The following is a 20,637-nucleotide window of genomic DNA, read 5'->3' as shown; positions in this document are numbered from 1 at the left end:
CACATTCCCTGCCACGCATGCGATGCGGCGCTAAGTTTCAATATCAGACGGTGAGATCGCAGTTTATACGGGATTAATTTCTACAATAACTCACCTTCACAAGGAGCGTTTTATGAAGCCGGAAAACAAGATCCCCGTACTCGACAGAATTTCGGATGAAATGAAAAGCGTGGTGAATTTTCATCGCGACGATCTGCCGCCGTGGCCCGCTGCAGATGACTTCGTGGCCCAGCGCCAACACTACATTCATGAACGGCAGTTGTGGAATGCCGATGCCCCAGAGATGAATACCCGCGAATGCGTTATTTCTACCGCATGCGGCCCCGTGGCCACACGTATTTACTCACCGCAGCCTCATAGCCTGGCAACGTTGTATTATCTGCACGGCGGCGGTTTTATTCTCGGTAATCTGGATACCCACGACCGTATTATGCGCTTGCTGGCGCGCTATACGCAGTGCACGGTAATTGGTATCGATTATTCGCTTGCGCCAGAAGCCCGTTTCCCGCAAGCCATCGAAGAGATTGCCGCCGTCTGCCAGTATTTTCATCAGCACGCTGGCGACTATTCTCTTAATGTGAATCATATCGGTTTTGCGGGCGATTCCGCCGGAGCCATGCTGGCGCTTGCCAGTGCGCTGTGGCTGCGGGATAAACGCATTGTCTGCGGCAAGGTGGCTGGGGTGCTGTTGTGGTATGGACTTTACGGCCTGCAGGATTCACTGAGCCGACGGCTGATGGGCGGAGCGTGGGATGGGTTAACCCGCGAGGACTTGCAGATGTACGAAAACGCGTACCTGCGTAGCGCTGACGATCGCGAGTCACCGTATTATTGCCTGTTTAATAACGATCTGACGCGTGACGTGCCACCGTGTTTTATCGCTGGCGCTGAGTTTGATCCGCTGATTGACGATAGCCGCTTACTATTCCAGACGTTGCAGGCGCATCAGCAGCCCTGCCAGTACAAAATGTACCCCGGTACGCTGCACGCCTTCCTGCACTATTCGCGAATGATGAAAACCGCCGACGATGCCTTGCGGGAAGGCGCTCGTTACTTCAGAGCCCAGCTTTAACGGTAAGCGTCGGTCAGTTTAACCATCATTTCGATATGTTCCGGTGCGGCATTAAGCGCCGGAATATATTCATATTGCTTACCGCCAGCCTCGAGGAAAATCTCCCGGTTTTGTACCGCTATCTCTTCCAGCGTTTCGAGGCAATCTGCCGAGAAGCCCGGACACATAACCTGGATATGTTGTGTCCCTTTCTCCGCCAGCATTTTTAACGTTTCGTCGGTATACGGCGTCAGCCACGGTTCGCGACCAAAGCGAGACTGGAAGGTCATCATTACTTTTTCTGGCGGCAGACCAAGCGCTGAAACCAGCTCTCGGGTGGTATCGCGACAGCGCTGCGGGTAGTCATCACCTTCATCGGCGTAACGCTGCGGAATGCCGTGATAGGAGAGCAGCAGCAAATCAGGTTCACCGTGTTGAGCAAATGAATCCCGGGCACTCTTCGCCAGCGCATCGATGTAGCTGCTGTCATCGGCGTAATCACGAATAAATGAAACGCCAGGAATACCGCGTTTACGCGCTAAGATACGCGCCAGTTCGTCCCAGACGGCCGCTACCGTCGAACAGGAATATTGCGGGTACAGCGGTAACACCACCATGTGTTCAACCCCGCTTGCCAACAGTTCATCGACCGCGCTTTCAAGCGACGGCGAACCGTAGCTCATTCCCAGCGCGACAGGGGTATTTGGTAGGCGTTCTGCCAGCGCCCGCTGTTGTGCCTTGCTATAAACCATCAGCGGAGAACCGTCTTCCATCCAGATTGACTGGTACAGCTTGGCTACGCGTGGCGCACGCAACGGTAAAATCACCCCGCGCAGCAGCGGCCACCACAGTGCAGGTGACGTATCAACTACGCGTGGATCGCTTAAAAACTGGCGCAGGTAGCGCTTAACGGCTTCGGGGGTTGGGGCATCGGGAGTGCCGAGGTTTGCCAGCAGGATACCGGTTTTCGTCTGACGCATTACCGCCTCTTATCGATTCAAATTGTTGATAATTGTAGCGGAAAAGCGATAAAGAAGAACTAATTGCTGTGAGAGGTAAGACGAGAATTTGCCTGATGGCGCTACGCTTATCAGGCCTACGCGATAATGGCAGGCCTGATAAGAGGTTTATTACGCGAAAAAATTAGCCGAGGATTTTTTCCAGCGCTGCGCGCACGTCAGCAACGGCCTGGGTGCCGTCAACTTTCGCGTATTTGGTGTTACCCGCCTGCGCTTCTTTAGAGTAGTAGCCGATCAGCGGAGCGGTCATCTGATGGTATTCCACCAGGCGCTTACGTACAGTTTCTTCCTGATCGTCTTTACGGGTGGTCAGCTCTTCGCCGGTCACGTCGTCTTTACCTTCAACCTTAGGCGGGTTGAATTTGATGTGGTAAACGCGGCCAGAAGCAGCGTGTACGCGACGACCCACGATACGGTCAACGATCAGTTCGTCAGGAACATCGAACTCCAGAACGTAGTCCACGTTGATGCCCGCTTCTTTCATGGCGTCTGCCTGCGGAATAGTACGCGGGAAGCCATCCAGCAGGAAACCATTACGGCAGTCTTCCTGAGCAATACGCTCTTTTACCAGCGCGATCACCAGCTCATCAGTCACCAGCTTACCGGCGTCCATGATGTCTTTCGCTTGTTTGCCCAGCTCGGAGCCAGATTTCACGGCGGCACGCAGCATATCACCGGTGGAGATTTGCGGAATACCATACTTCTCCATGATGAACTGAGCCTGAGTTCCTTTACCCGCGCCCGGAGCGCCAAGCAGAATGATACGCATTACGAAAATCCCCTTAAAGGTTGTCGATATTTTTTAAAAAGCGCTAAACGATACCACCATCACGCAATTGGCTCAAGAAAGACGCCCGACGCTGAAACGGTTAACGGTGGGAAAATTAAAAATAAGGCGAGAAAATGCCGGATGGCGGTGGAAACACCGTATCCGGCATACTATTACGAGATGCTGTAGGCCGGATAAGCGTTAGCGCCATCCGGCATTACATTACGGGTATCAGGACACCAGCAACTGGTTCATACGACGGATGAACTGGTTCGGGTCTTCCAGCGTGCCGCGCTCAGCAAACAGCGCCTGATCCAGCAGCAGTTCGACCCATTCTTTGAACTGCGCTTCGTCCTGGGTATCCGCCGTGCGTTTTACCAGCACGTGGTCCGGGTTCAGTTCAAAGATATATTTCACTTCCGGTACGGCCTGGCCCGCAGCGGCAAACAGTTTCGCCATCTGAGTGCTCATTTCATCCGCATCGGTGGTGACGATGGCTGGCGTGTCAGTCAGACGGTGAGTCAGACGCACTTCTTTCACGCGGTCGCCCAGCAGGGTTTTCACGCGCTCAACGAACGGCGTCAGCGCTTTTTCCGCTTCTTTTGCCGATTCATCAACTTCATCCGCCAGCTTGTCGATGGACTCGTCTGCTTTGGCAACAGACTGGAATGCCTTACCGTCGAACTCGGTCAGGTAGTTCATCATCCACTCATCGATGCGGTCAGAAAGCAGCAGGACTTCGATGCCTTTCTTACGCAGCAGTTCCAGGTGCGGGCTGCTCTTCGCTGCCGCATAGCTGTCTGCGGTGATGTAGTAGATTTTCTCCTGCCCTTCTTTCATACGCAACACGTAGTCTTCCAGCGACACGGTCTGTGCGGAGGAGTCAGTGTGCGTAGACGCGAAGCGCATCAGCTTAGCGATCGTTTCCTGGTTGGCGTGATCTTCCGCCGGGCCTTCTTTCAGTACCAGGCCGAACTGTTTCCAGAAGGTCTGGTATTTTTCCGCGTCGTCTTTCGCCAGTTTTTCCAGCATCTGCAGTACGCGTTTGGTCAGCGCGCTGCGCAGGTTACGGGTGACGGTGCTGTCCTGCAGGATCTCACGGGAAACGTTCAGCGGCAGATCGTTGGAATCTATCAGACCGCGCACAAAGCGCAGGTAGTTCGGCATGAACTGCTCGGCGTCGTCCATAATAAACACACGCTGAACGTACAGTTTCAGACCATGCTTGTGATCGCGGTTCCACATATCCCACGGAGCCTGGGACGGGATGTACAGCAGGCTGGTGTACTCCTGCTTACCTTCCACACGGTTGTGGCTCCAGGTCAGCGGGTCAGTGAAGTCGTGGGCGATGTGCTTGTAGAACTCGTTGTATTCGTCGTCTTTGATTTCCGACTTGTTACGGGTCCACAGCGCCTGCGCTTTGTTGATCTTTTCCCAGGAAACCACGGTCTCGCCGTCTTTTTCTTCGGATTTTTCGATCTCTACCGGCAGCGCGATATGGTCGGAATATTTGCTGATGATGGAACGTACGCGCCAGTCATCAAGGAACTCATCTTCGCCTTCACGCAGATGCAGGGTGATTTCGGTGCCGCGATCGTCTTTGGTGATGTCGGCAACGGTGTACTCACCTTCGCCCGCAGATTCCCAGAACACGCCGTTTTCCGGCTTATCGCCCGCAGCGCGGGTACGCACGGTGACTTTGTCCGCCACGATGAACGCAGAGTAGAAACCCACCCCGAACTGGCCGATCAACTGGCTGTCTTTCGCCTGATCGGATCCCATGGATTCGAGGAAAGATTTAGTACCGGATTTCGCAATGGTCCCCAGATGATCGATAACGTCATCACGGTTCATCCCCACGCCGTTATCGGCAATGGTCAACGTACGTTTATCTTTATCGAAGGAAACACGTACACGCAGCTCACCGTCGCCTTCATACAGGTCCGGGTTAGACAGGGCGCGGAAACGCAGCTTGTCTGCCGCATCCGAGGCGTTAGAGATAAGCTCACGCAGGAAGATTTCTTTATTGGAATACAGAGAATGGATCATCAGGTGCAGAAGCTGTTTTACTTCTGACTGAAAACCACGAGTTTCTTGTCCTTTCATGTAGATCTACCTCAACAATGCCATTTTCAATGGTAAAACACGTTGAGGGTGAAATGGGGACAAGCGGGAAGGATTTCAAGCGGAAGCCGCCGTCGCGGCCTCCGTTTGTTCAGAATTTAATCTTGTGTCGCCCTGCCAGAGAGTGCGACAGCGTAGTGCCATCGACCATTTCCAGCTCGCCGCCGACCGGTACGCCATGGGCGATACGGCTGGCTTCAACGCCATATTGCATGCAAAGCTCAGCAATATAGTTGGCGGTCGCCTCTCCTTCGACCGTAGGATTGGTCGCCAGGATCAGTTCGTTGATTTGCTCAGACTCCAGTCGCTGTTCGAGACGATCCAGCCCGATATCATCAGGGCCAATACCGTCCAGCGGCGACAGGTGTCCCATCAGCACGAAGTAACGTCCGGAAAACTGCCCGGTTTGCTCAATGGCGTAGATGTCCGCCGGACTCTCCACCACACAAATCTGACCGTTTTCCTGGCGACGCGGGTTCGAGCAAATGTTGCAGACGTCTTGCTCTGTGAAGGTGCGGCAATCGGCACAATGGCCGATTTCCGACATTGCCTTCGTTAACGCCTGTGCCAGACGCATCCCGCCGCTGCGATCGCGCTGAAGTAGCGTGAACGCCATGCGCTGCGCCGACTTCGGGCCAACGCCCGGCAGACAGCGCAGTGCTTCCATAAGCTGAGTTAACAGCGGGCTGGTTTGCATCAGAACGGCATCTTAAAGCCAGGCGGCAGCTGCATTCCGGAGGAAACAGAGGCCATCTTCTCTTTCTGCGTCTCTTCAATGCGACGCGCCGCGTCGTTGAATGCCGCAGCAACCAGGTCTTCCAGCATTTCTTTGTCGTCTTCCAGCAAGCTTGGATCGATCTCCACGCGACGGCAGTTGTGCGCGCCGTTAATGGTCACTTTTACCAGACCCGCGCCAGATTCGCCGGTCACTTCCAGCTTGGCGACTTCTTCCTGCATCTGCTGCATTTTTTCTTGCATCTGCTGGGCCTGTTTCATCAGGTTACCCAGACCGCCTTTACCAAACATAGGCTTCTCTCTCAATCACGTTAAGGGATGACGACCGTCAAACCATTAGGCTCACGATCAAATGGGGCGAATACTCTCTTCGTCCAGCTCCGCATCGAAAAAACGACGCAGCGTCTGGATGTTATTATCCGCAATAATCGACTCACGCGCCTGCGCGAGTTTCTCTTCATAAATGGCCTGACGCCACTCCAGCGGCGTACGCACCGCTGGATTATCATCTTCAACGATGGTCAATTCAACCGTTGACCCCGTTAAGGAACTCAGTGCTTCAGCCAGTTTTTGCTGCGCGCCGCTGGAATTTAGGTGTCGCTGCGTGGAACGCAGGTGCAGGCAAACTACGTTGCCATTCTCTTCTTTCCAGGCATTAAGCGCCACCTGCTCCACCAGTTTAGGCAGCGAGAGCTGACTCACCTGGGCGGCCCACGGGTCTCGTTCAATGGCTTCAGCCGCAAGCTTTGCCGCCAGTTCCGGCGTTTTTTCATGCTCAAGCGCTTTTTTCAGCGCTTTCGGCGTGGCAACGACTTCTTTAACTTCTGCAACAGGATTGGTCGCTTTCCAGCGATACGCTTCTTTCTTCGCCGGTGCTTTTTCCAGCGCAGAGACCGCCGGACGCGCCTGAACACGTTCCGACACCGAAGCCAGTCTTTCCAGCGCAGCATTATTCACCGGCCGCGCGCGGGAAGCGGCTGCCGGTTCACTCTTTTTTGCTTTGGTTGCTCCCTGAGCGCGTTGCAACTGGCTACGCGCCGCCAACACCTGACTGGTGGCATCGGAGAGCGGCACATTCTGTTGCTGTTGTGCAGGCGCAGGCTGCTGCTGCACCTGCGTCGGGGTCATCACCGCAGTGGGTGCGACCGGGGCAAACGACTGTCGTGGAACTTCAGGTTCCGGGAGCGGCATGCGCGGATGAAAAGCCAGCGCACGCAGCAGCGTCATTTCGACGCCCATTCGCCTGTCCGGTGCATACGGCAGTTCTTTGCGGCCGATTAACAAAGTCTGGTAGTAAAGCTGCACATCGGTTGGCGGAACAATTCGAGCCAGTTCACGCATACGCTGTTCAATGGCGGCCATATCGCTGCCGAGCGCGGCAGGCGAAAGCTGAACCATGGCAATACGATGCAGCAAAGCCGACATCTCAACCAGCAGCGCTTCCCATTCGATACCGCGCGCGGCGGCGTCGTTTACTAGCGCCATAACGCGTTCGCCGTCCGCAGCCACAACCGCTTCAACGAGCGAGAGCGCCTGGTCGTCGTCCAGCGTGCCGAGCATGGTGCTGACCGCCTCGGTCGAGACCTGACCATCGCCGCTGGCGATCGCCTGATCGGTAAGGCTCAGCGCATCACGCAGGCTGCCGTCCGCGGCGCGAGCCAGCAGTTGCAGTGCACGCGGTTCATGGGCGATATGCTCTTCTTTGAGGATATGCTCAAGCTGATGGCGAATCTGTTCGACATCCAACGCTTTAAGATGGAATTGCAGACAGCGCGACAGGATAGTCACCGGCAGCTTCTGCGGATCGGTAGTCGCCAGCAGGAACTTAACGTGCGCGGGCGGCTCTTCGAGCGTTTTCAGCAAGGCATTAAAACTGTGGCGCGACAGCATGTGCACTTCGTCGATCAAGTAGACCTTGAAGCGACCGCGCGCAGGCGCATACTGGACGTTATCCAGCAGGTCACGGGTGTCTTCGACTTTGGTGCGTGAGGCGGCGTCGATTTCAATCAGATCGACAAAACGCCCCTGCTCGATTTCCCGGCAATTATCGCACACGCCGCACGGCGTAGCGGTGATACCGGTTTCACAGTTTAATCCCTTCGCCAGTAAGCGGGCGATAGAGGTTTTCCCGACGCCACGGGTGCCGGAAAACAAATAAGCATGATGAATACGCCCTAACGACAAGCCGTTCGCCAGTGCCGTCAGCACATGTTCCTGGCCGACGACGTCAGCAAAGGTTTGTGGGCGCCATTTTCGGGCTAAGACCTGATAACTCATTGGCAGGCTCTGAAAGGCTGGAGGGTGGATTCACAGGGGGATAATGCTAACACAACCTCGCAGCGACGGCGAGGTTGACACGTTATATTCGGGCGTTATCGTTGCAGTCAGTTTGGTTTCGGGCAGCGCACAGAAACCGGAGCGTACACGCAGTACGTGAGGATTTCGAGCACTGACCGGGGCCAAAATGGCAAAAAAGATAGCCCTAAATTAGTGGCCCGGGAATGGAACCAGGCTATAACAGGTAAGCCCCTGTTTTTCCAGACGCTGTTCGCCGCCCAGATCAAACAGGTTAATGATAAAAGCAGCATCGGTAACTTCACCACCCAGACGGCGGATCAGCTTCACGGTCGCTTCAATCGTGCCGCCAGTTGCCAGCAGGTCGTCCACAACCAGCACTTTATCGCCAGGTTTGATGGCATCAACGTGGATTTCCAGCTGATCGGTGCCGTACTCCAGCTCATAGGTCTCAGCAATAACTTCACGCGGAAGCTTACGGGGTTTGCGTACCGGAACAAAGCCGACGCCCAAACCCAACGCTACCGGCGCGCCAAACAGGAAGCCACGCGCTTCGGTGCCAACCACTTTAGTGATACCCGCATTTTTGTAGCGTTCAACCAGCAATTCAATGCTGAGGGCGTAGGCTTTCGGGTCTTCCAGTAAACTGGTGACATCACGAAAGAGAATGCCCGGTTTTGGGTAGTCGTGGATGCTTTTGATGCTATTTTTGAGAAACTCAAGCTGCTGTGCTGTCGCGGTCATAAGTTTGTGCCTGATTAATACAGTATTACTTCACGGCGCACTAAACACTTCATCCTCGACGAATCTTGAATGATTTTGTGTCTATATAAGAGCCAAGGTTACACTTGCTTAACCTTTGACCACCTGCGCCTGTGCTCGAAAACGGTCGAATTTACTGGCTGTGAGAGACAATTGCAACAGCGATTATTGCGCTTTACTGCTTTTGTTGTTTTTCATCAATCACCGGGATCCGCCACATAAAAATCAGTAAACAGGCGAGAATAACCAGCAGCAGGCCGCGTACCCACATCATATTGACCAGCCACAGTGAAATACCAAACGTCACCAGGATCAACAAAATAGCGCGCGGTTTTGCTCCCGGCGGCATCGCACGGTGTTTTTGCCAGTGGCGCAAATACCCGCCGAACCACGAACGGTAAAGCAACCAGTCGTGAAAACGCGGCGATGAGCGGGCAAAACACCAGGCAGCCAGCAGTATAAACGGCGTCGTCGGCAACAGAGGCAATACAACGCCCAGCGTACCTAGCACTACCGCTATCCAGCCAATGATGATTAGAATAATGCGTTGCATAATATGAGTACTTAACACAGAGAATCGCTACTTTAGCATAACGGTTCTCATTTTCATCGGAGTGTTGTTGTGAAAACCGCCATGCTGTTACAGACGCTCGAAAACCAGCTTAACCGCTTGCGACAACATTGCGCCCCGCTGGCGCACCACACAACGCTTAGCGCCCGCTTTGACAGGCATCTGTTTCACACGCGCAGCACGTTGCTGCAGGCCTGTCTGGATGAGGCTGACGATAATCTTACTGCCCTGCGTCGCGCCGTTGAGCAGCAGCAACTCCCACAAATCACCTGGCTTGCGGAACACCTTGCCTCACAGTTAGAGGCGATTTCACGTGAAACCGCCAGTTGGTCGCTCCGGGAGTGGGACAGCGCATCTCCAGGTCTTGCGCGCTGGCAGCGCAAGCGGGTCCAACACCAGGAGTTTGAACGCCGTCTGGTTGAAATGACGCGAGAACGCAAAGAGCGCCTGGCTCAGGCTACCGGCTTTGAAGAACAGCAAAAACTGCATCGTGAAGTAGAAGCATTCGAAGCGCGACTCGCGCGTTGTCGTCATGCACTGGCAAGAATAGAAAACGTGCTGGCGCGTTTAACCCGCTAATCCCCGGAGAATTTATGTCATTAGAGAACGCCCCGGACGAGGTCAAACTGGCCGTCGACCTGATTGTTTTACTTGAGGAAAATCAGCTACCAGCACGAACAGTGCTACGCGCGCTGGAGATCGTCATGCGTGATTATGAAAACAAACTTAAAACTGCGGAAGGCACCTCGCAAACTGATTAATTGCCCTCTGGTCTGCCATTGGCTTCGGTGTCAGAGTCGTCGCAACATCACGACGATAACGGACAGATCATGGAACGACTCCCCACCACACCCCACGACGCGGTCTTTCGGCAAATGCTGACGCAAAAGGAGGTTGCCCGAGATTTTTTGCAGATCCATTTGCCTGAAGCATTTCTCAATATATGCGATATGGATACATTAACGCTGGAATCAGGCAGCTTTATTGAGGACGATTTACATACCAGCTATTCAGATATCCTCTATTCCCTGCAAACAACACATGGACCCAGCTACGTTTACGCACTGATTGAACATCAGAGTAAGCCCGATAAATTCATGGCCTTTCGCCTGATGCGCTACGCAATTGCCGCCATGCAACACCATCTTAACGCCGGGCATAAGACATTACCTCTGGTCGTTCCTATCCTGTTTTACCATGGTATGGAAAGTCCGTGGCCTTATACCCTTAACTGGCATCACCTGTTTAGCGAACCAAAGCTTGCGAAAGCGCTTTACGGCAATGAATTTACACTGGTAGACCTGACCGTAATGCCAGATAATCAGATCTTGCAGCATCAACGGGTAGCGATGCTGGAACTCCTGCAAAAACATATTCGTCGACGGGATCTGAGTGAGCTATTGGATCAACTGGTCACACTCTTAACACAAGAGCATCTGACAGAATATCAAATCGACGTTTTGATTAATTACATGCTTAAAGCAGGAAATACCACGGAACCCGGCGTACTTGTCCGCCATCTGGCGCAGAGTGCGCCACAGTACAAGGAACAGCTGATGACGATTGCCGAATGGTTGGAAGAAAAAGGCAGAGTGGAAGGCATACAACAAGGGCTGGAAAAAGGGTTAGAAGAAGGTCGGCAGGTTGAAGCGCGTAATATCGCACAAAAAATGCTCGCCCGCGGCCTGGAACTGGAGCTGATTACGCACCTTACAGGCCTGACGCAGGAAGAACTGGTCGCGCTGGCGCACTAAATGCAATCAGGGCGACAAATATGCCGCCCTGATTGCAACTTAACCTACCGAAGGCGTCGGATCATCACCTTTAATGATGTCACGCTTAACCTCGGTCACGGTATCACCTTTCGCGTTATGCAGATGCACTTCGAGCTGGTTAAAGGCGATATCAATGTCGTTTTCACGGCACAAACGATCGACCGCACGGTTCAGTTCATCAACCGTGTGGCTACGATCGCGCAGTTCACGTACGTATAATCGCAGTTCATGATCCAGCGTGCTGGCGCCGAAGGCGGTAAAGAACACCGCAGGCTCTGGATCATGCATCACTTTCGGGTGTTCCATCGCCGCCTGCAGCAGCACTTTCTTCACTTTATCCAGATCCGAACCGTAGGCCACACCGATGCGGATCACCAGACGCGTGGTGGTATCGGAAAGCGACCAGTTGATCAAACGCTCCGTCACAAATGCTTTGTTCGGGATGATCACCTCTTTGCGATCGAAGTCGGTAATAGTGGTGGCACGGATACGGATCTTGCTGACCGTTCCTGAGAACGTACCGATAGTCACGGTATCGCCGATGCGGACCGGGCGTTCAAACAGAATAATCAGACCCGAAACAAAGTTACCGAAGATTTCCTGCAAGCCAAAACCAAGACCAACCGACAGGGCTGCTGCCAGCCACTGTAGCTTATCCCATGAAACACCGAGCGATCCGAAGACCGTCATCGCGCCGATGGCGATGATCGCGTAGTTAAGGATCGTGGTGATCGCATACGAAGCGCCCTGGCGCATCTTCAGTCGCGACAGCACCAGCACTTCCAGCAGGCCGGGTAAGTTACGGATCAGCGCCCACGCGACCATTGACGCAATAATCGCAAACAGCAGGCTGCCCATGGTGACGTCTTTCACCACCGCAGCTCCCGCTTCGGTGCCGTTGTAATGCCAGAGCGTAATGCTATCGAGGTAGCTGAATACAGTTATCAAATCAGACCAAATAGCCCAGAACAGAACACCAAACAGGGCAACCATTACCAGCATGGTGATGCGCAGCGTTTGCTGGTTCACCTGCTCAAGCGCAATGGTCGGTTCTTCCTGCGGCTCGGCTCCTTCCGCCCCTTCTTTCACCAGGTTCTGACGACGCGCTAAGGCACGGCGCCAGGCGATACGCCGTGCCGCCACGCTCAATCCACGCAGTACCGTCTGATACAGCAGGTTCCAGAGGATAACCAGATAGACCGTTTCAATCCAACGACCGGCCAGGCGCAACGTGGTGTAGAAATACCCTGTCGCCGTCAGCACCATTAATGCAATCGGGATAATTGAGAGGACAGTAATGGTAACCAGACGCAAGCCATGCGACTCTTTGTCGCGCCAGCTTTCACGACACATTGGCCATACCAGGAAGGCGATCAGCAGCAGGTTGAGGAAAATAACTACCTGACCCAGCACATCGTCCATCAAATTAAGCGGCGACAGCTCAGCAATGACCGACCAGAAGTTGAGCGGTAACAGCGCCAGGCTAATACGCACGATCTGGCGGCGCCAGTGGCTGGTCTGCTTCGCTGGCATACCAAAATGACGAATTGCCACGCCATCTTTTTCCAGCACCTTCCAGCACAGACCAAACACCAGCCAGAAGACTGTCATCTTCTTACTGAACGCCCACAGCAGGTCGCTGATATTCAACTGCATGGTAAGCAGAATCAGGCCCACGGCGAGGATAATCAGGCACGCCGGCAACGCTCGGATCAGATCGATCAGAATCGCTTTTGGCGTATTGAGCTGACTGTCATTACGTAGATTCCCTACTGCGGCGGCTAATTTCGCCTGATACTCTTTCAACCATTTCAAACGCCAGCGGATTAACCCAGCAATAAGCAGTAGTGGCAGCCCCGCCAGGAACGCAATAAAGACGGCGGGCCAGGCTTTTTCCCAGTTCACCGTGATTTTCATCGACTTAAACTGGTCTTTTAGCGTTTGTGGGAAGGCTTTGATCCAGTCCCAGTCCATCGGACGGTTACTATTAACCCAGAAGATTTGCTGCGTGAGGATCCCTTTCAGGTTCTTCGAGACGCTCATTAGCTGCTGTTGATTGATTTGCAGGTTAATCGCCATCATCAACTGGTTGCCCAGCTGCTTGTTCAGCTGATCCAACAGTTCACGGCGCATATCCACAACCTGCAGCAGGGCATCATGGACTTCACCATTCACTTCGTTGCTGTGCCCTTCTTCCAATTTGGCGACAAACGCATCGTTCTGGAATAGCGCATCACGCTGCTGGTTAATCTCAAACTGTTCCAGACGCAAATCAGCGATCCGGTTAGTCATATCGGCAAGTTCATCCGCCGACGGCAGTGTTTGTTGTTGCTGATACAGAATACGCGACAGCAGCAGGCTGCCTTTCAGGACGGCGATCTGTTCTTTAATATTGCGTTCGGATTGCAGCGCGCGGTCAAGCCAGTTTTTGACTTTGATATTCTGCTGCATCAGGTTGTTGCCGTTTTCGGTCGCGGCAATCAGACGCTGGCTGAGCTGATGGTTAACGTCCAGTTCCTGCTTCACTAACGGGTTTGACTGAATACGTTCGGCTTCATCCGGCGTTACCGCTTCCTGAGCCGTCTTTTCGGTTAACGTTAGTCGTTTGCTGTTCACCGCTTCTTGCAGAAGCTGGAGCTGATGTTCAAGCCGGTTACTGTTAGCTGTTACGTAATCACGTTGTTTTTGCAAGGTATCCTGCAAAACAGTATTACCTTCGAGGCTCTTACGCTGTTGGTCGATCTGCGCATTCAGCAGCGCCTGCTGCGCCTGCAGCAACACCTGCTGGCTGGGGCGTAACGCCGCCTCTCCCACATTGGTGCCATCGAGTCGATTGCGGATTTGCTGCATTTGCTGCGACGCGGTGTACATCGCATTCTGCACACGCTCTGGCTGCGTTTGCAGCGACACCAATTGGCTGTTGTAGGCAGCAAGATCGTTTTGCGAGCTTTGCAGATCATCCAAAACCTGTGCCACGCGCGACTCAAGCTGTCGTAAGGAGAGTGTACTCAGCGTTTTTCGCGTTTCATCGTCGTTATCGACATCGCTGAGCGAATTTAACGCATCCGTCGCCTGACGCATTTTCTCCGGCGCCTGGGCAACTTTCTGACGAAGCTGTACGGTCTCATCTTTCACGCGATCGATTTTATCCAGCGTGGCGATGGTATCGAGGAGATCCTGTTGAACCAGCTTATCCTGCGCGGAGAGATCTTTTTGTTTACTCAGTGCATCCAGTTGGCTCTGAATATCCGCTTTCGTCGGCAGTTCACCACTCTGTTGCGCCCGCGCAAAAGCAGACGACTGGCAAGAAAGCAAGAGAATGAAGAAAAGGATGGTAATAGCAATAAGATGCTGTGAACGTTTATAGAGCTGCAACATAGTCATGAGAGTGAACGTTTCTGAACCGGAAAAGTGACCGAAAATAGTCAAGCGGCAAGAATATCACGGCTGTGACCGGCAGAATAGCAGCAGGCAAAACGACCAGGAGAATTCCTGGTACAGGCCCAAAACATTTAGTGGATTTCCGCCACGCCAAGCCGCAGAGTTGGGCACATAAGGCACATCTCCAGCAGCACTGCGACGTATTCCCGAGCTTCTTTTTTCAGATCAAACGATTCGGGGGCAAATAACCAGTTTTCTATGATTCCGGTAATATAGCTACGCAACAGGACCGCCACGCGACGGGTGTTCAGGTTTTCCGGCAGCATATTGGCATCCATACAGTGCCGCAATGTTTGTTCGATACGATCGTAATTTTCAATACAAAGATGGCGTTGAGCTAACTGAACAGAGGCCATTTCCCCGACAAATTCGCATTTGTGGAATATAATTTCCAGCAACAAACGTCGGCGTTCTTCTGTCACGGTAGCTTCAAGAACGTAAATTAAAATTTCTCTTAATACTGATAGTGGATCGTCGGGGAATTTTGCCTGATACTCAGTCTCTAACTCATCAATGTTAGGTTTTGCTAGCTCCCAGATTTCACTGAATAAATCCGACTTGTTTTTGAAATGCCAATAGATTGCGCCGCGCGTGACACCAGCGGCTTTTGCGATCTCCGCAAGCGAGGTGGATGATACCCCTTGTTGCGAAAACAAATGCAGAGCAACATCGAGAATATGCTGTCGTGTTTCCTGTGCTTGTTGTTTGGTTTTTCGTGCCATATGTCAGTGAATTTACAGGCGTTAGATTTACATACATTTGTGAATGTATGTACCATAGCACGACGATAATATAAACGCAGCAATGGGTTTATGGGCTTTAAGCCATTGATCAATTTGAAATCGGACACTCGAGGTTTACATATGAACAAAAACAGAGGGTTAACGCCTCTGGCAGTCGTTCTGATGCTCTCAGGCAGCTTAGCGCTAACAGGATGTGACGACAAACAGGCCCAACAAGGGGGCCAGCAGATGCCAGAGGTTGGAGTTGTTACGCTCAAAACTGAACCTCTACAGATAACAACTGAGCTTCCGGGTCGCACCAGTGCGTTTCGCATTGCAGAAGTTCGTCCTCAGGTTAGCGGTATTATCCTGAAGCGTAATTTCACCGAAGGTGGTGACATCGAAGCGGGTGTATCTCTCTATCAGATTGATCCTGCGACTTACCAGGCCGCTTATGAAAGCGCAAAAGGCGATCTGGCCAAAGCACAAGCCGCAGCAAATATCGCTCAACTGACGGTTAAACGTTATCAGAAACTGTTGGGTACCAAGTACATCAGTCAACAGGATTACGATAGCGCGCAGGCAGACGCACAGCAGGCAAACGCCGCCGTTGTCGCCGCGAAAGCCGCGGTAGAAACTGCACGCATCAATCTGGCCTATACCAAAGTGACGTCGCCGATCAGCGGCCGTATTGGTAAATCATCCGTTACGGAAGGTGCTCTGGTGCAAAACGGTCAAGCGACCGCACTGGCGACCGTTCAACAGTTGGACCCGATCTACGTGGACGTGACGCAGTCAAGCAACGACTTCCTGCGCCTGAAACAAGAGCTGGCCAACGGCACGCTGAAGCAAGAGAACGGCAAAGCGAAAGTCGAACTGGTGACCAACGACGGCATTAAATACCCGCAGTCCGGTACGCTGGAATTTTCTGATGTGACGGTTGATCAAACTACCGGGTCGATTACGTTACGCGCCATCTTCCCTAACCCGGATCACACCTTACTGCCGGGTATGTTCGTTCGCGCACGTCTGGAAGAAGGGATTAACCCAACGGCATTACTGGTTCCACAGCAAGGCGTTACCCGTACACCGCGTGGCGATGCCAGTGCATTGGTTATCGGTGCAGACAACAAAGTTGAAACTCGTCAAATTGTCGCCGCACAAGCGATTGGCGACAAATGGTTAGTCACTGATGGACTTAAGCCGGGCGACCGCGTGATTGTCACTGGGCTGCAGAAAGTACGTCCTGGCGCGCAGGTAAAAGCGCAGGAAATCACCGCTGATAACAACCAGCAAGGCCAAAGCGGTAGCCAGCCTGAACAGTCCAAGTCTTAACTTAAACAGGAGCCGTTAAGACATGCCTAATTTCTTTATCGATCGCCCAATATTTGCGTGGGTGATCGCCATTATCATCATGTTGGCAGGGGGGCTCGCGATCCTCAAATTGCCGGTAGCGCAATATCCAACTATTGCACCGCCAGCAGTGACGATCTCCGCGACCTACCCTGGCGCTGATGCCAAAACAGTACAGGATACTGTTACGCAGGTTATCGAACAGAACATGAACGGTATCGATAACCTGATGTACATGTCCTCTAACAGTGACTCCACGGGTACCGTGCAGATCACCCTAACCTTCCAGTCTGGTACTGATGCGGATATCGCGCAGGTACAGGTGCAGAACAAACTGCAGCTGGCCATGCCGTTGCTGCCTCAGGAAGTACAGCAACAAGGGGTTAGCGTTGAGAAGTCATCCAGCAGCTTCCTGATGGTGGTCGGTGTTATCAACACCAACGGCACCATGACGCAGGAGGATATTTCCGACTACGTTGGCGCCAACATGAAGGATGCCATCAGCCGTACTTCAGGTGTAGGTGATGTTCAGCTGTTCGGTTCTCAGTACGCGATGCGTATCTGGATGGATCCGAACAAACTGAACAACTTCCAGCTGACGCCGGTTGATGTAATCAGCGCCATCAAAGCGCAGAACGCCCAGGTTGCAGCCGGTCAGTTAGGTGGTACACCACCGGTGAAAGGCCAGCAGCTTAACGCGTCAATCATCGCGCAAACCCGTCTGACCTCCGCTGATGAGTTCAGCAAAATTCTGCTGAAAGTGAATCAGGATGGTTCCCAGGTTCGTCTGCGTGACGTGGCGAAAGTGGAACTGGGCGGTGAGAACTACGACATCATTGCGAAGTTCAACGGTAAACCGGCATCCGGTCTGGGTATCAAGCTGGCGACAGGTGCTAACGCCCTGGATACAGCAAACGCTATCCGCGATGAACTGAAGAAGATGGAACCGTTCTTCCCGTCAGGTCTGAAGATCGTTTACCCGTATGACACCACGCCGTTCGTGAAAATATCTATTCACGAAGTAGTGAAAACGCTGGCGGAAGCAATCATCCTCGTGTTCCTGGTAATGTATCTGTTCCTGCAGAACTTCCGCGCGACGCTGATTCCGACTATCGCCGTGCCGGTGGTGCTCTTGGGTACGTTTGCCGTCCTTGCGATTTTCGGCTTCTCGATAAACACCCTGACGATGTTCGGGATGGTGCTCGCCATCGGCCTGCTGGTGGATGACGCCATCGTTGTGGTCGAGAACGTTGAACGTGTAATGGCTGAGGAAGGACTACCGCCGAAGGAAGCAACGCGTAAATCAATGGGCCAGATTCAGGGCGCACTGGTGGGTATCGCGATGGTACTGTCAGCGGTATTTATCCCAATGGCGTTCTTCGGGGGTTCTACCGGTGCAATTTACCGTCAGTTCTCCATCACCATTGTTTCCGCGATGGCGTTGTCTGTACTGGTGGCATTGATTCTGACCCCTGCCCTGTGTGCGACCATGCTCAAACCGATTGCTAAAGGCGATCACGGAGAAGGCAAAAAAGGCTTCTTCGGCTGGTTTAACCGCATGTTCGATAAGAGTACGCACCATTACACCGATAGCGTAGGCGGTATTCTGCGCAGCACCGGTCGTTATCTGGCGCTGTATCTGATCATCGTTGTGGGCATGGCCTATCTGTTCGTTCGTCTGCCAAGTTCGTTCCTGCCAGATGAAGATCAGGGGGTATTCCTGTCTATGGCTCAGCTGCCAGCGGGTGCAACGCAAGAGCGTACCCAGAAGGTGCTGGACGAAATGACGGATTACTATCTGACCAAAGAAAAAGCGAACGTTGAATCGGTGTTTGCCGTTAACGGCTTCGGTTTTGCAGGTCGTGGTCAGAACACCGGTATCGCATTCGTCTCTTTGAAAGACTGGAGTGAACGTCCAGGTAAAGAGAACAAAGTTGAAGCGATTACTCAACGTGCAATGGGCGCATTCTCGCAGATCAAAGACGCGATGGTCTTTGCCTTTAACCTGCCAGCGATTGTGGAGTTAGGGACCGCGACCGGTTTCGACTTCCAGTTGATTGACCAGGCAGGTCTGGGCCATGAGAAGCTGACTCAGGCGCGTAACCAACTGTTTGGTGAAGTCGCGAAGCATCCTGATCTGTTGGTCGGTGTTCGTCCTAACGGTCTGGAAGATACGCCGCAGTTCAAGATCGATATCGATCAGGAAAAAGCGCAGGCTCTGGGCGTTTCCATTAGTGATATTAATACAACGCTGGGTGCAGCATGGGGCGGAAGCTACGTGAATGACTTCATCGACCGTGGTCGTGTGAAGAAAGTTTACGTCATGTCTGAAGCGAAATACCGTATGTTGCCGGAAGATATTGGAAACTGGTATGTCCGCGGCAGCGATGGACAGATGGTACCGTTCTCCGCCTTCTCTACCTCACGTTGGGAATACGGTTCACCGCGTCTGGAACGCTATAACGGTTTGCCTTCCATGGAAATCTTAGGTCAGGCCGCTCCGGGTAAAAGTACCGGTGAAGCCATGGCCATGATGGAGCAACTGGCCAGCAAACTGCCATCCGGTATCGGTTATGACTGGACCGGTATGTCCTACCAGGAACGACTGTCCGGCAACCAGGCCCCTGCCCTGTATGCCATTTCACTGATTGTCGTGTTCTTGTGTCTGGCAGCGCTGTACGAGAGCTGGTCAATCCCGTTCTCCGTAATGCTGGTTGTACCGCTGGGTGTTATCGGTGCATTGCTGGCAGCAACGTTCCGCGGCCTGACCAACGACGTTTACTTCCAGGTAGGCCTGCTCACAACCATTGGGTTGTCGGCGAAGAACGCGATACTTATCGTCGAATTCGCCAAAGACTTGATGGATAAAGAAGGTAAAGGTCTGATAGAGGCGACGCTGGACGCAGTACGCATGCGTTTACGTCCAATCCTGATGACGTCACTGGCCTTTATTCTGGGCGTAATGCCGCTGGTCATCAGCTCCGGCGCAGGTTCCGGTGCACAGAACGCCGTTGGTACTGGCGTAATGGGCGGGATGGTGACGGCAACCGTGTTGGCGATCTTCTTTGTTCCGGTGTTCTTTGTGGTGGTACGCCGCCGCTTTAGCCGCAAAAATGAAGATATTGAGCATAGCCACTCAGTAGAGCATCATTGATACATCTCTAAAGATAAGGCCGCGCAAGCGGCCTTTTTTCTGGAAAAATCATAAAAATCACTTATTGCCATTCCGTTTATTTTCTATCGGATAAATAAGCGATATAATCCTTGCAGCCTTAAAGGCTATTCTTAAAAAAACAGCGAGAGTTCTTATTTACTTTAATAAATATTAAGATTAATCCTATCCACTGGTTCACATTGTCGGTTGTTGCCTTTCGTTGCTAAACCTAAACAAGATAACCCGATGATTGCCCGAAGAATAAAGAAATTGTCCCATTTCGAATAGCGGCATTTATCTGTTAAAATGTAAAAATGACGTAGCATCATAATTTTACATAATTGTAATTTTTCGTGATATGACGATGAAATCTTTTTTAGAGTAGATTATAGTTAAATCATCAGGAGTCGCGGGCAAGTTCCAGGTAGTTGTTGTATCCATCCCGAAAGGTGTTCGGTTAGTTTAAGCCACTAAGAAGGGGATGCGTTATGGATGAATACTCACCCAAAAGACATGATATCGCGCAGCTTAAATTTCTCTGCGAAACTCTGTATCATGACTGTCTTGCAAACCTTGAACAAAGTAACCATGGCTGGGTTAATGACCCTACCTCTGCAACCAGCTTGCAGCTCAATGAACTGATAGAGCATATTGCAACCTTCGCACTTAATTATAAAATTAAGTACAATGAGGACAATAAGCTGATCGCGCAGATAGATGAATACCTGGATGACACTTTTATGTTGTTCAGCAGTTATGGTATTAATACGCAGGATCTGCAGAAATGGCGGAAGTCAGGTAATCGACTGTTTCGCTGTTTTGTCAATGCCACCAGGGCTAATCCTGTTAGTTTGTCTTGTTAAAAA

Annotated in this window: 17 protein-coding genes and 1 other annotated feature; of the genes, 7 read left to right on the top strand and 10 right to left on the bottom strand. The window is 52.4% G+C overall.

The features are described 5' to 3' along the window. The first annotated feature begins 112 nt into the window (after positions 1-112). A complete protein-coding gene (gene aes, locus OGX97_RS16215; protein ID WP_003831053.1) occupies positions 113-1,072 on the top strand; it encodes an acetyl esterase in 960 nt (319 codons plus the stop codon). Here aes and hemH read toward each other — a convergent pair. The 8 genes from hemH to OGX97_RS16175 form a co-directional block, all read right to left on the bottom strand. Beyond that, positions 1,069-2,031: a ferrochelatase gene (gene hemH, locus OGX97_RS16210; protein WP_003831052.1), complete on the bottom strand. Its 963-nt coding sequence runs from the start codon at positions 2,029-2,031 to the stop codon at positions 1,069-1,071. The two genes, aes and hemH, sit on opposite strands and share 4 nt — an antisense overlap. Positions 2,032-2,194: 163 nt before the next feature. After that, the gene (gene adk / locus OGX97_RS16205; RefSeq protein ID WP_003021773.1) at positions 2,195-2,839 is read right to left on the bottom strand and encodes an adenylate kinase; all 645 of its coding nucleotides are present in this window, start codon (positions 2,837-2,839) and stop codon (positions 2,195-2,197) included. Positions 2,840-3,070: 231 nt separating this feature from the next. Beyond that, a complete protein-coding gene (gene htpG, locus OGX97_RS16200) occupies positions 3,071-4,945 on the bottom strand; it encodes a molecular chaperone HtpG (RefSeq protein ID WP_057063194.1) in 1,875 nt (624 codons plus the stop codon). 109 nt (positions 4,946-5,054) lie between these two features. Beyond that, complete coding sequence (gene recR, locus OGX97_RS16195) at positions 5,055-5,660, bottom strand: recombination mediator RecR (protein ID WP_003831050.1); 606 nt, start codon at positions 5,658-5,660, stop codon at positions 5,055-5,057. After that, positions 5,660-5,989: a YbaB/EbfC family nucleoid-associated protein gene (locus OGX97_RS16190; protein WP_003021764.1), complete on the bottom strand. Its 330-nt coding sequence runs from the start codon at positions 5,987-5,989 to the stop codon at positions 5,660-5,662. The genes recR and OGX97_RS16190 overlap by 1 nt, the downstream gene beginning before the upstream one ends. 57 nt (positions 5,990-6,046) lie before the next feature. Beyond that, positions 6,047-7,975 (bottom strand): DNA polymerase III subunit gamma/tau, encoded by a 1,929-nt coding sequence (gene dnaX / locus OGX97_RS16185; protein ID WP_003831049.1) that lies wholly within the window; start codon positions 7,973-7,975, stop codon positions 6,047-6,049. Further along, positions 6,650-6,714, bottom strand: a sequence feature (DnaX frameshifting element). Its footprint overlaps the gene before it by 65 nt. 210 nt (positions 7,976-8,185) lie before the next feature. Next, positions 8,186-8,737, bottom strand: coding sequence for an adenine phosphoribosyltransferase (gene apt / locus OGX97_RS16180; RefSeq protein WP_003021759.1), 552 nt, complete (start codon positions 8,735-8,737; stop codon positions 8,186-8,188). A gap of 193 nt (positions 8,738-8,930) precedes the next feature. Beyond that, positions 8,931-9,308, bottom strand: coding sequence for a DUF454 family protein (locus OGX97_RS16175; protein WP_008783969.1), 378 nt, complete (start codon positions 9,306-9,308; stop codon positions 8,931-8,933). Between the two features lie 69 nt (positions 9,309-9,377). Between OGX97_RS16175 and priC the strand changes: the two genes are divergently transcribed. From priC to OGX97_RS16160, 3 genes are all read left to right on the top strand, one after another. Further along, positions 9,378-9,905 carry a primosomal replication protein N'' gene (priC, locus tag OGX97_RS16170; protein ID WP_008783968.1) on the top strand — a complete coding sequence of 176 codons (528 nt, stop codon included), beginning with the start codon at positions 9,378-9,380 and terminating at the stop codon, positions 9,903-9,905. A gap of 14 nt (positions 9,906-9,919) precedes the next feature. Next, on the top strand, positions 9,920-10,087 hold the full coding sequence (gene rsmS, locus OGX97_RS16165) for a pleiotropic regulatory protein RsmS (protein ID WP_065772037.1): 168 nt from the start codon (positions 9,920-9,922) through the stop codon (positions 10,085-10,087). Positions 10,088-10,156: 69 nt separating this feature from the next. Next, entirely contained in the window at positions 10,157-11,080 is a 924-nt protein-coding gene (locus OGX97_RS16160) for an Rpn family recombination-promoting nuclease/putative transposase (RefSeq protein ID WP_048214781.1), read from the top strand. A 39-nt stretch (positions 11,081-11,119) separates the two neighbouring features. Here OGX97_RS16160 and mscK read toward each other — a convergent pair whose 3' ends face one another. Both mscK and acrR read right to left on the bottom strand, forming a co-directional pair. After that, the gene (gene mscK / locus OGX97_RS16155) at positions 11,120-14,485 is read right to left on the bottom strand and encodes a mechanosensitive channel MscK (protein WP_048214782.1); all 3,366 of its coding nucleotides are present in this window, start codon (positions 14,483-14,485) and stop codon (positions 11,120-11,122) included. 128 nt (positions 14,486-14,613) lie between these two features. Further along, positions 14,614-15,264: a multidrug efflux transporter transcriptional repressor AcrR gene (gene acrR / locus OGX97_RS16150; protein ID WP_003831045.1), complete on the bottom strand. Its 651-nt coding sequence runs from the start codon at positions 15,262-15,264 to the stop codon at positions 14,614-14,616. A 141-nt stretch (positions 15,265-15,405) separates the two neighbouring features. Between acrR and acrA the strand changes: the two genes are divergently transcribed. The 3 genes from acrA (at position 15,406) to tomB (ending at position 20,634) form a co-directional block, all read left to right on the top strand. Next, entirely contained in the window at positions 15,406-16,599 is a 1,194-nt protein-coding gene (gene acrA / locus OGX97_RS16145) for a multidrug efflux RND transporter periplasmic adaptor subunit AcrA (RefSeq protein WP_032942549.1), read from the top strand. 22 nt (positions 16,600-16,621) lie between these two features. Beyond that, positions 16,622-19,771, top strand: coding sequence for an efflux RND transporter permease AcrB (gene acrB / locus OGX97_RS16140; RefSeq protein ID WP_008783964.1), 3,150 nt, complete (start codon positions 16,622-16,624; stop codon positions 19,769-19,771). A 488-nt stretch (positions 19,772-20,259) separates the two neighbouring features. Continuing rightward, complete coding sequence (tomB, locus tag OGX97_RS16135) at positions 20,260-20,634, top strand: Hha toxicity modulator TomB (protein WP_003021733.1); 375 nt, start codon at positions 20,260-20,262, stop codon at positions 20,632-20,634. Positions 20,635-20,637 lie beyond the last annotated feature (3 nt).

Source organism: Citrobacter sp. Cpo061 (assembly GCF_030332845.1).
Lineage (GTDB): Bacteria > Pseudomonadota > Gammaproteobacteria > Enterobacterales > Enterobacteriaceae > Citrobacter > Citrobacter portucalensis.
The sequence above is the reverse complement of the archived record's forward strand: the minus strand, read 5'-3'. Positions and strand labels throughout refer to the sequence as shown.

Bases quoted from the DNA above. Each gene is read 5' to 3' on its own strand.
- rsmS (WP_065772037.1), top strand. From the start codon at position 9,920: ATGTCATTAGAGAACGCCCCGGACGAGGTCAAACTGGCCGTCGACCTG.
- OGX97_RS16190 (WP_003021764.1), bottom strand. From the start codon at position 5,989: ATGTTTGGTAAAGGCGGTCTGGGTAACCTGATGAAACAGGCCCAGCAG.
- acrA (WP_032942549.1), top strand. From the start codon at position 15,406: ATGAACAAAAACAGAGGGTTAACGCCTCTGGCAGTCGTTCTGATGCTC.
- mscK (WP_048214782.1), bottom strand. From the start codon at position 14,485: ATGACTATGTTGCAGCTCTATAAACGTTCACAGCATCTTATTGCTATT.
- acrB (WP_008783964.1), top strand. From the start codon at position 16,622: ATGCCTAATTTCTTTATCGATCGCCCAATATTTGCGTGGGTGATCGCC.
- acrR (WP_003831045.1), bottom strand. From the start codon at position 15,264: ATGGCACGAAAAACCAAACAACAAGCACAGGAAACACGACAGCATATT.
- adk (WP_003021773.1), bottom strand. From the start codon at position 2,839: ATGCGTATCATTCTGCTTGGCGCTCCGGGCGCGGGTAAAGGAACTCAG.
- htpG (WP_057063194.1), bottom strand. From the start codon at position 4,945: ATGAAAGGACAAGAAACTCGTGGTTTTCAGTCAGAAGTAAAACAGCTT.
- OGX97_RS16160 (WP_048214781.1), top strand. From the start codon at position 10,157: ATGGAACGACTCCCCACCACACCCCACGACGCGGTCTTTCGGCAAATG.
- hemH (WP_003831052.1), bottom strand. From the start codon at position 2,031: ATGCGTCAGACGAAAACCGGTATCCTGCTGGCAAACCTCGGCACTCCC.
- OGX97_RS16175 (WP_008783969.1), bottom strand. From the start codon at position 9,308: ATGCAACGCATTATTCTAATCATCATTGGCTGGATAGCGGTAGTGCTA.
- apt (WP_003021759.1), bottom strand. From the start codon at position 8,737: ATGACCGCGACAGCACAGCAGCTTGAGTTTCTCAAAAATAGCATCAAA.
- aes (WP_003831053.1), top strand. From the start codon at position 113: ATGAAGCCGGAAAACAAGATCCCCGTACTCGACAGAATTTCGGATGAA.
- dnaX (WP_003831049.1), bottom strand. From the start codon at position 7,975: ATGAGTTATCAGGTCTTAGCCCGAAAATGGCGCCCACAAACCTTTGCT.
- tomB (WP_003021733.1), top strand. From the start codon at position 20,260: ATGGATGAATACTCACCCAAAAGACATGATATCGCGCAGCTTAAATTT.
- recR (WP_003831050.1), bottom strand. From the start codon at position 5,660: ATGCAAACCAGCCCGCTGTTAACTCAGCTTATGGAAGCACTGCGCTGT.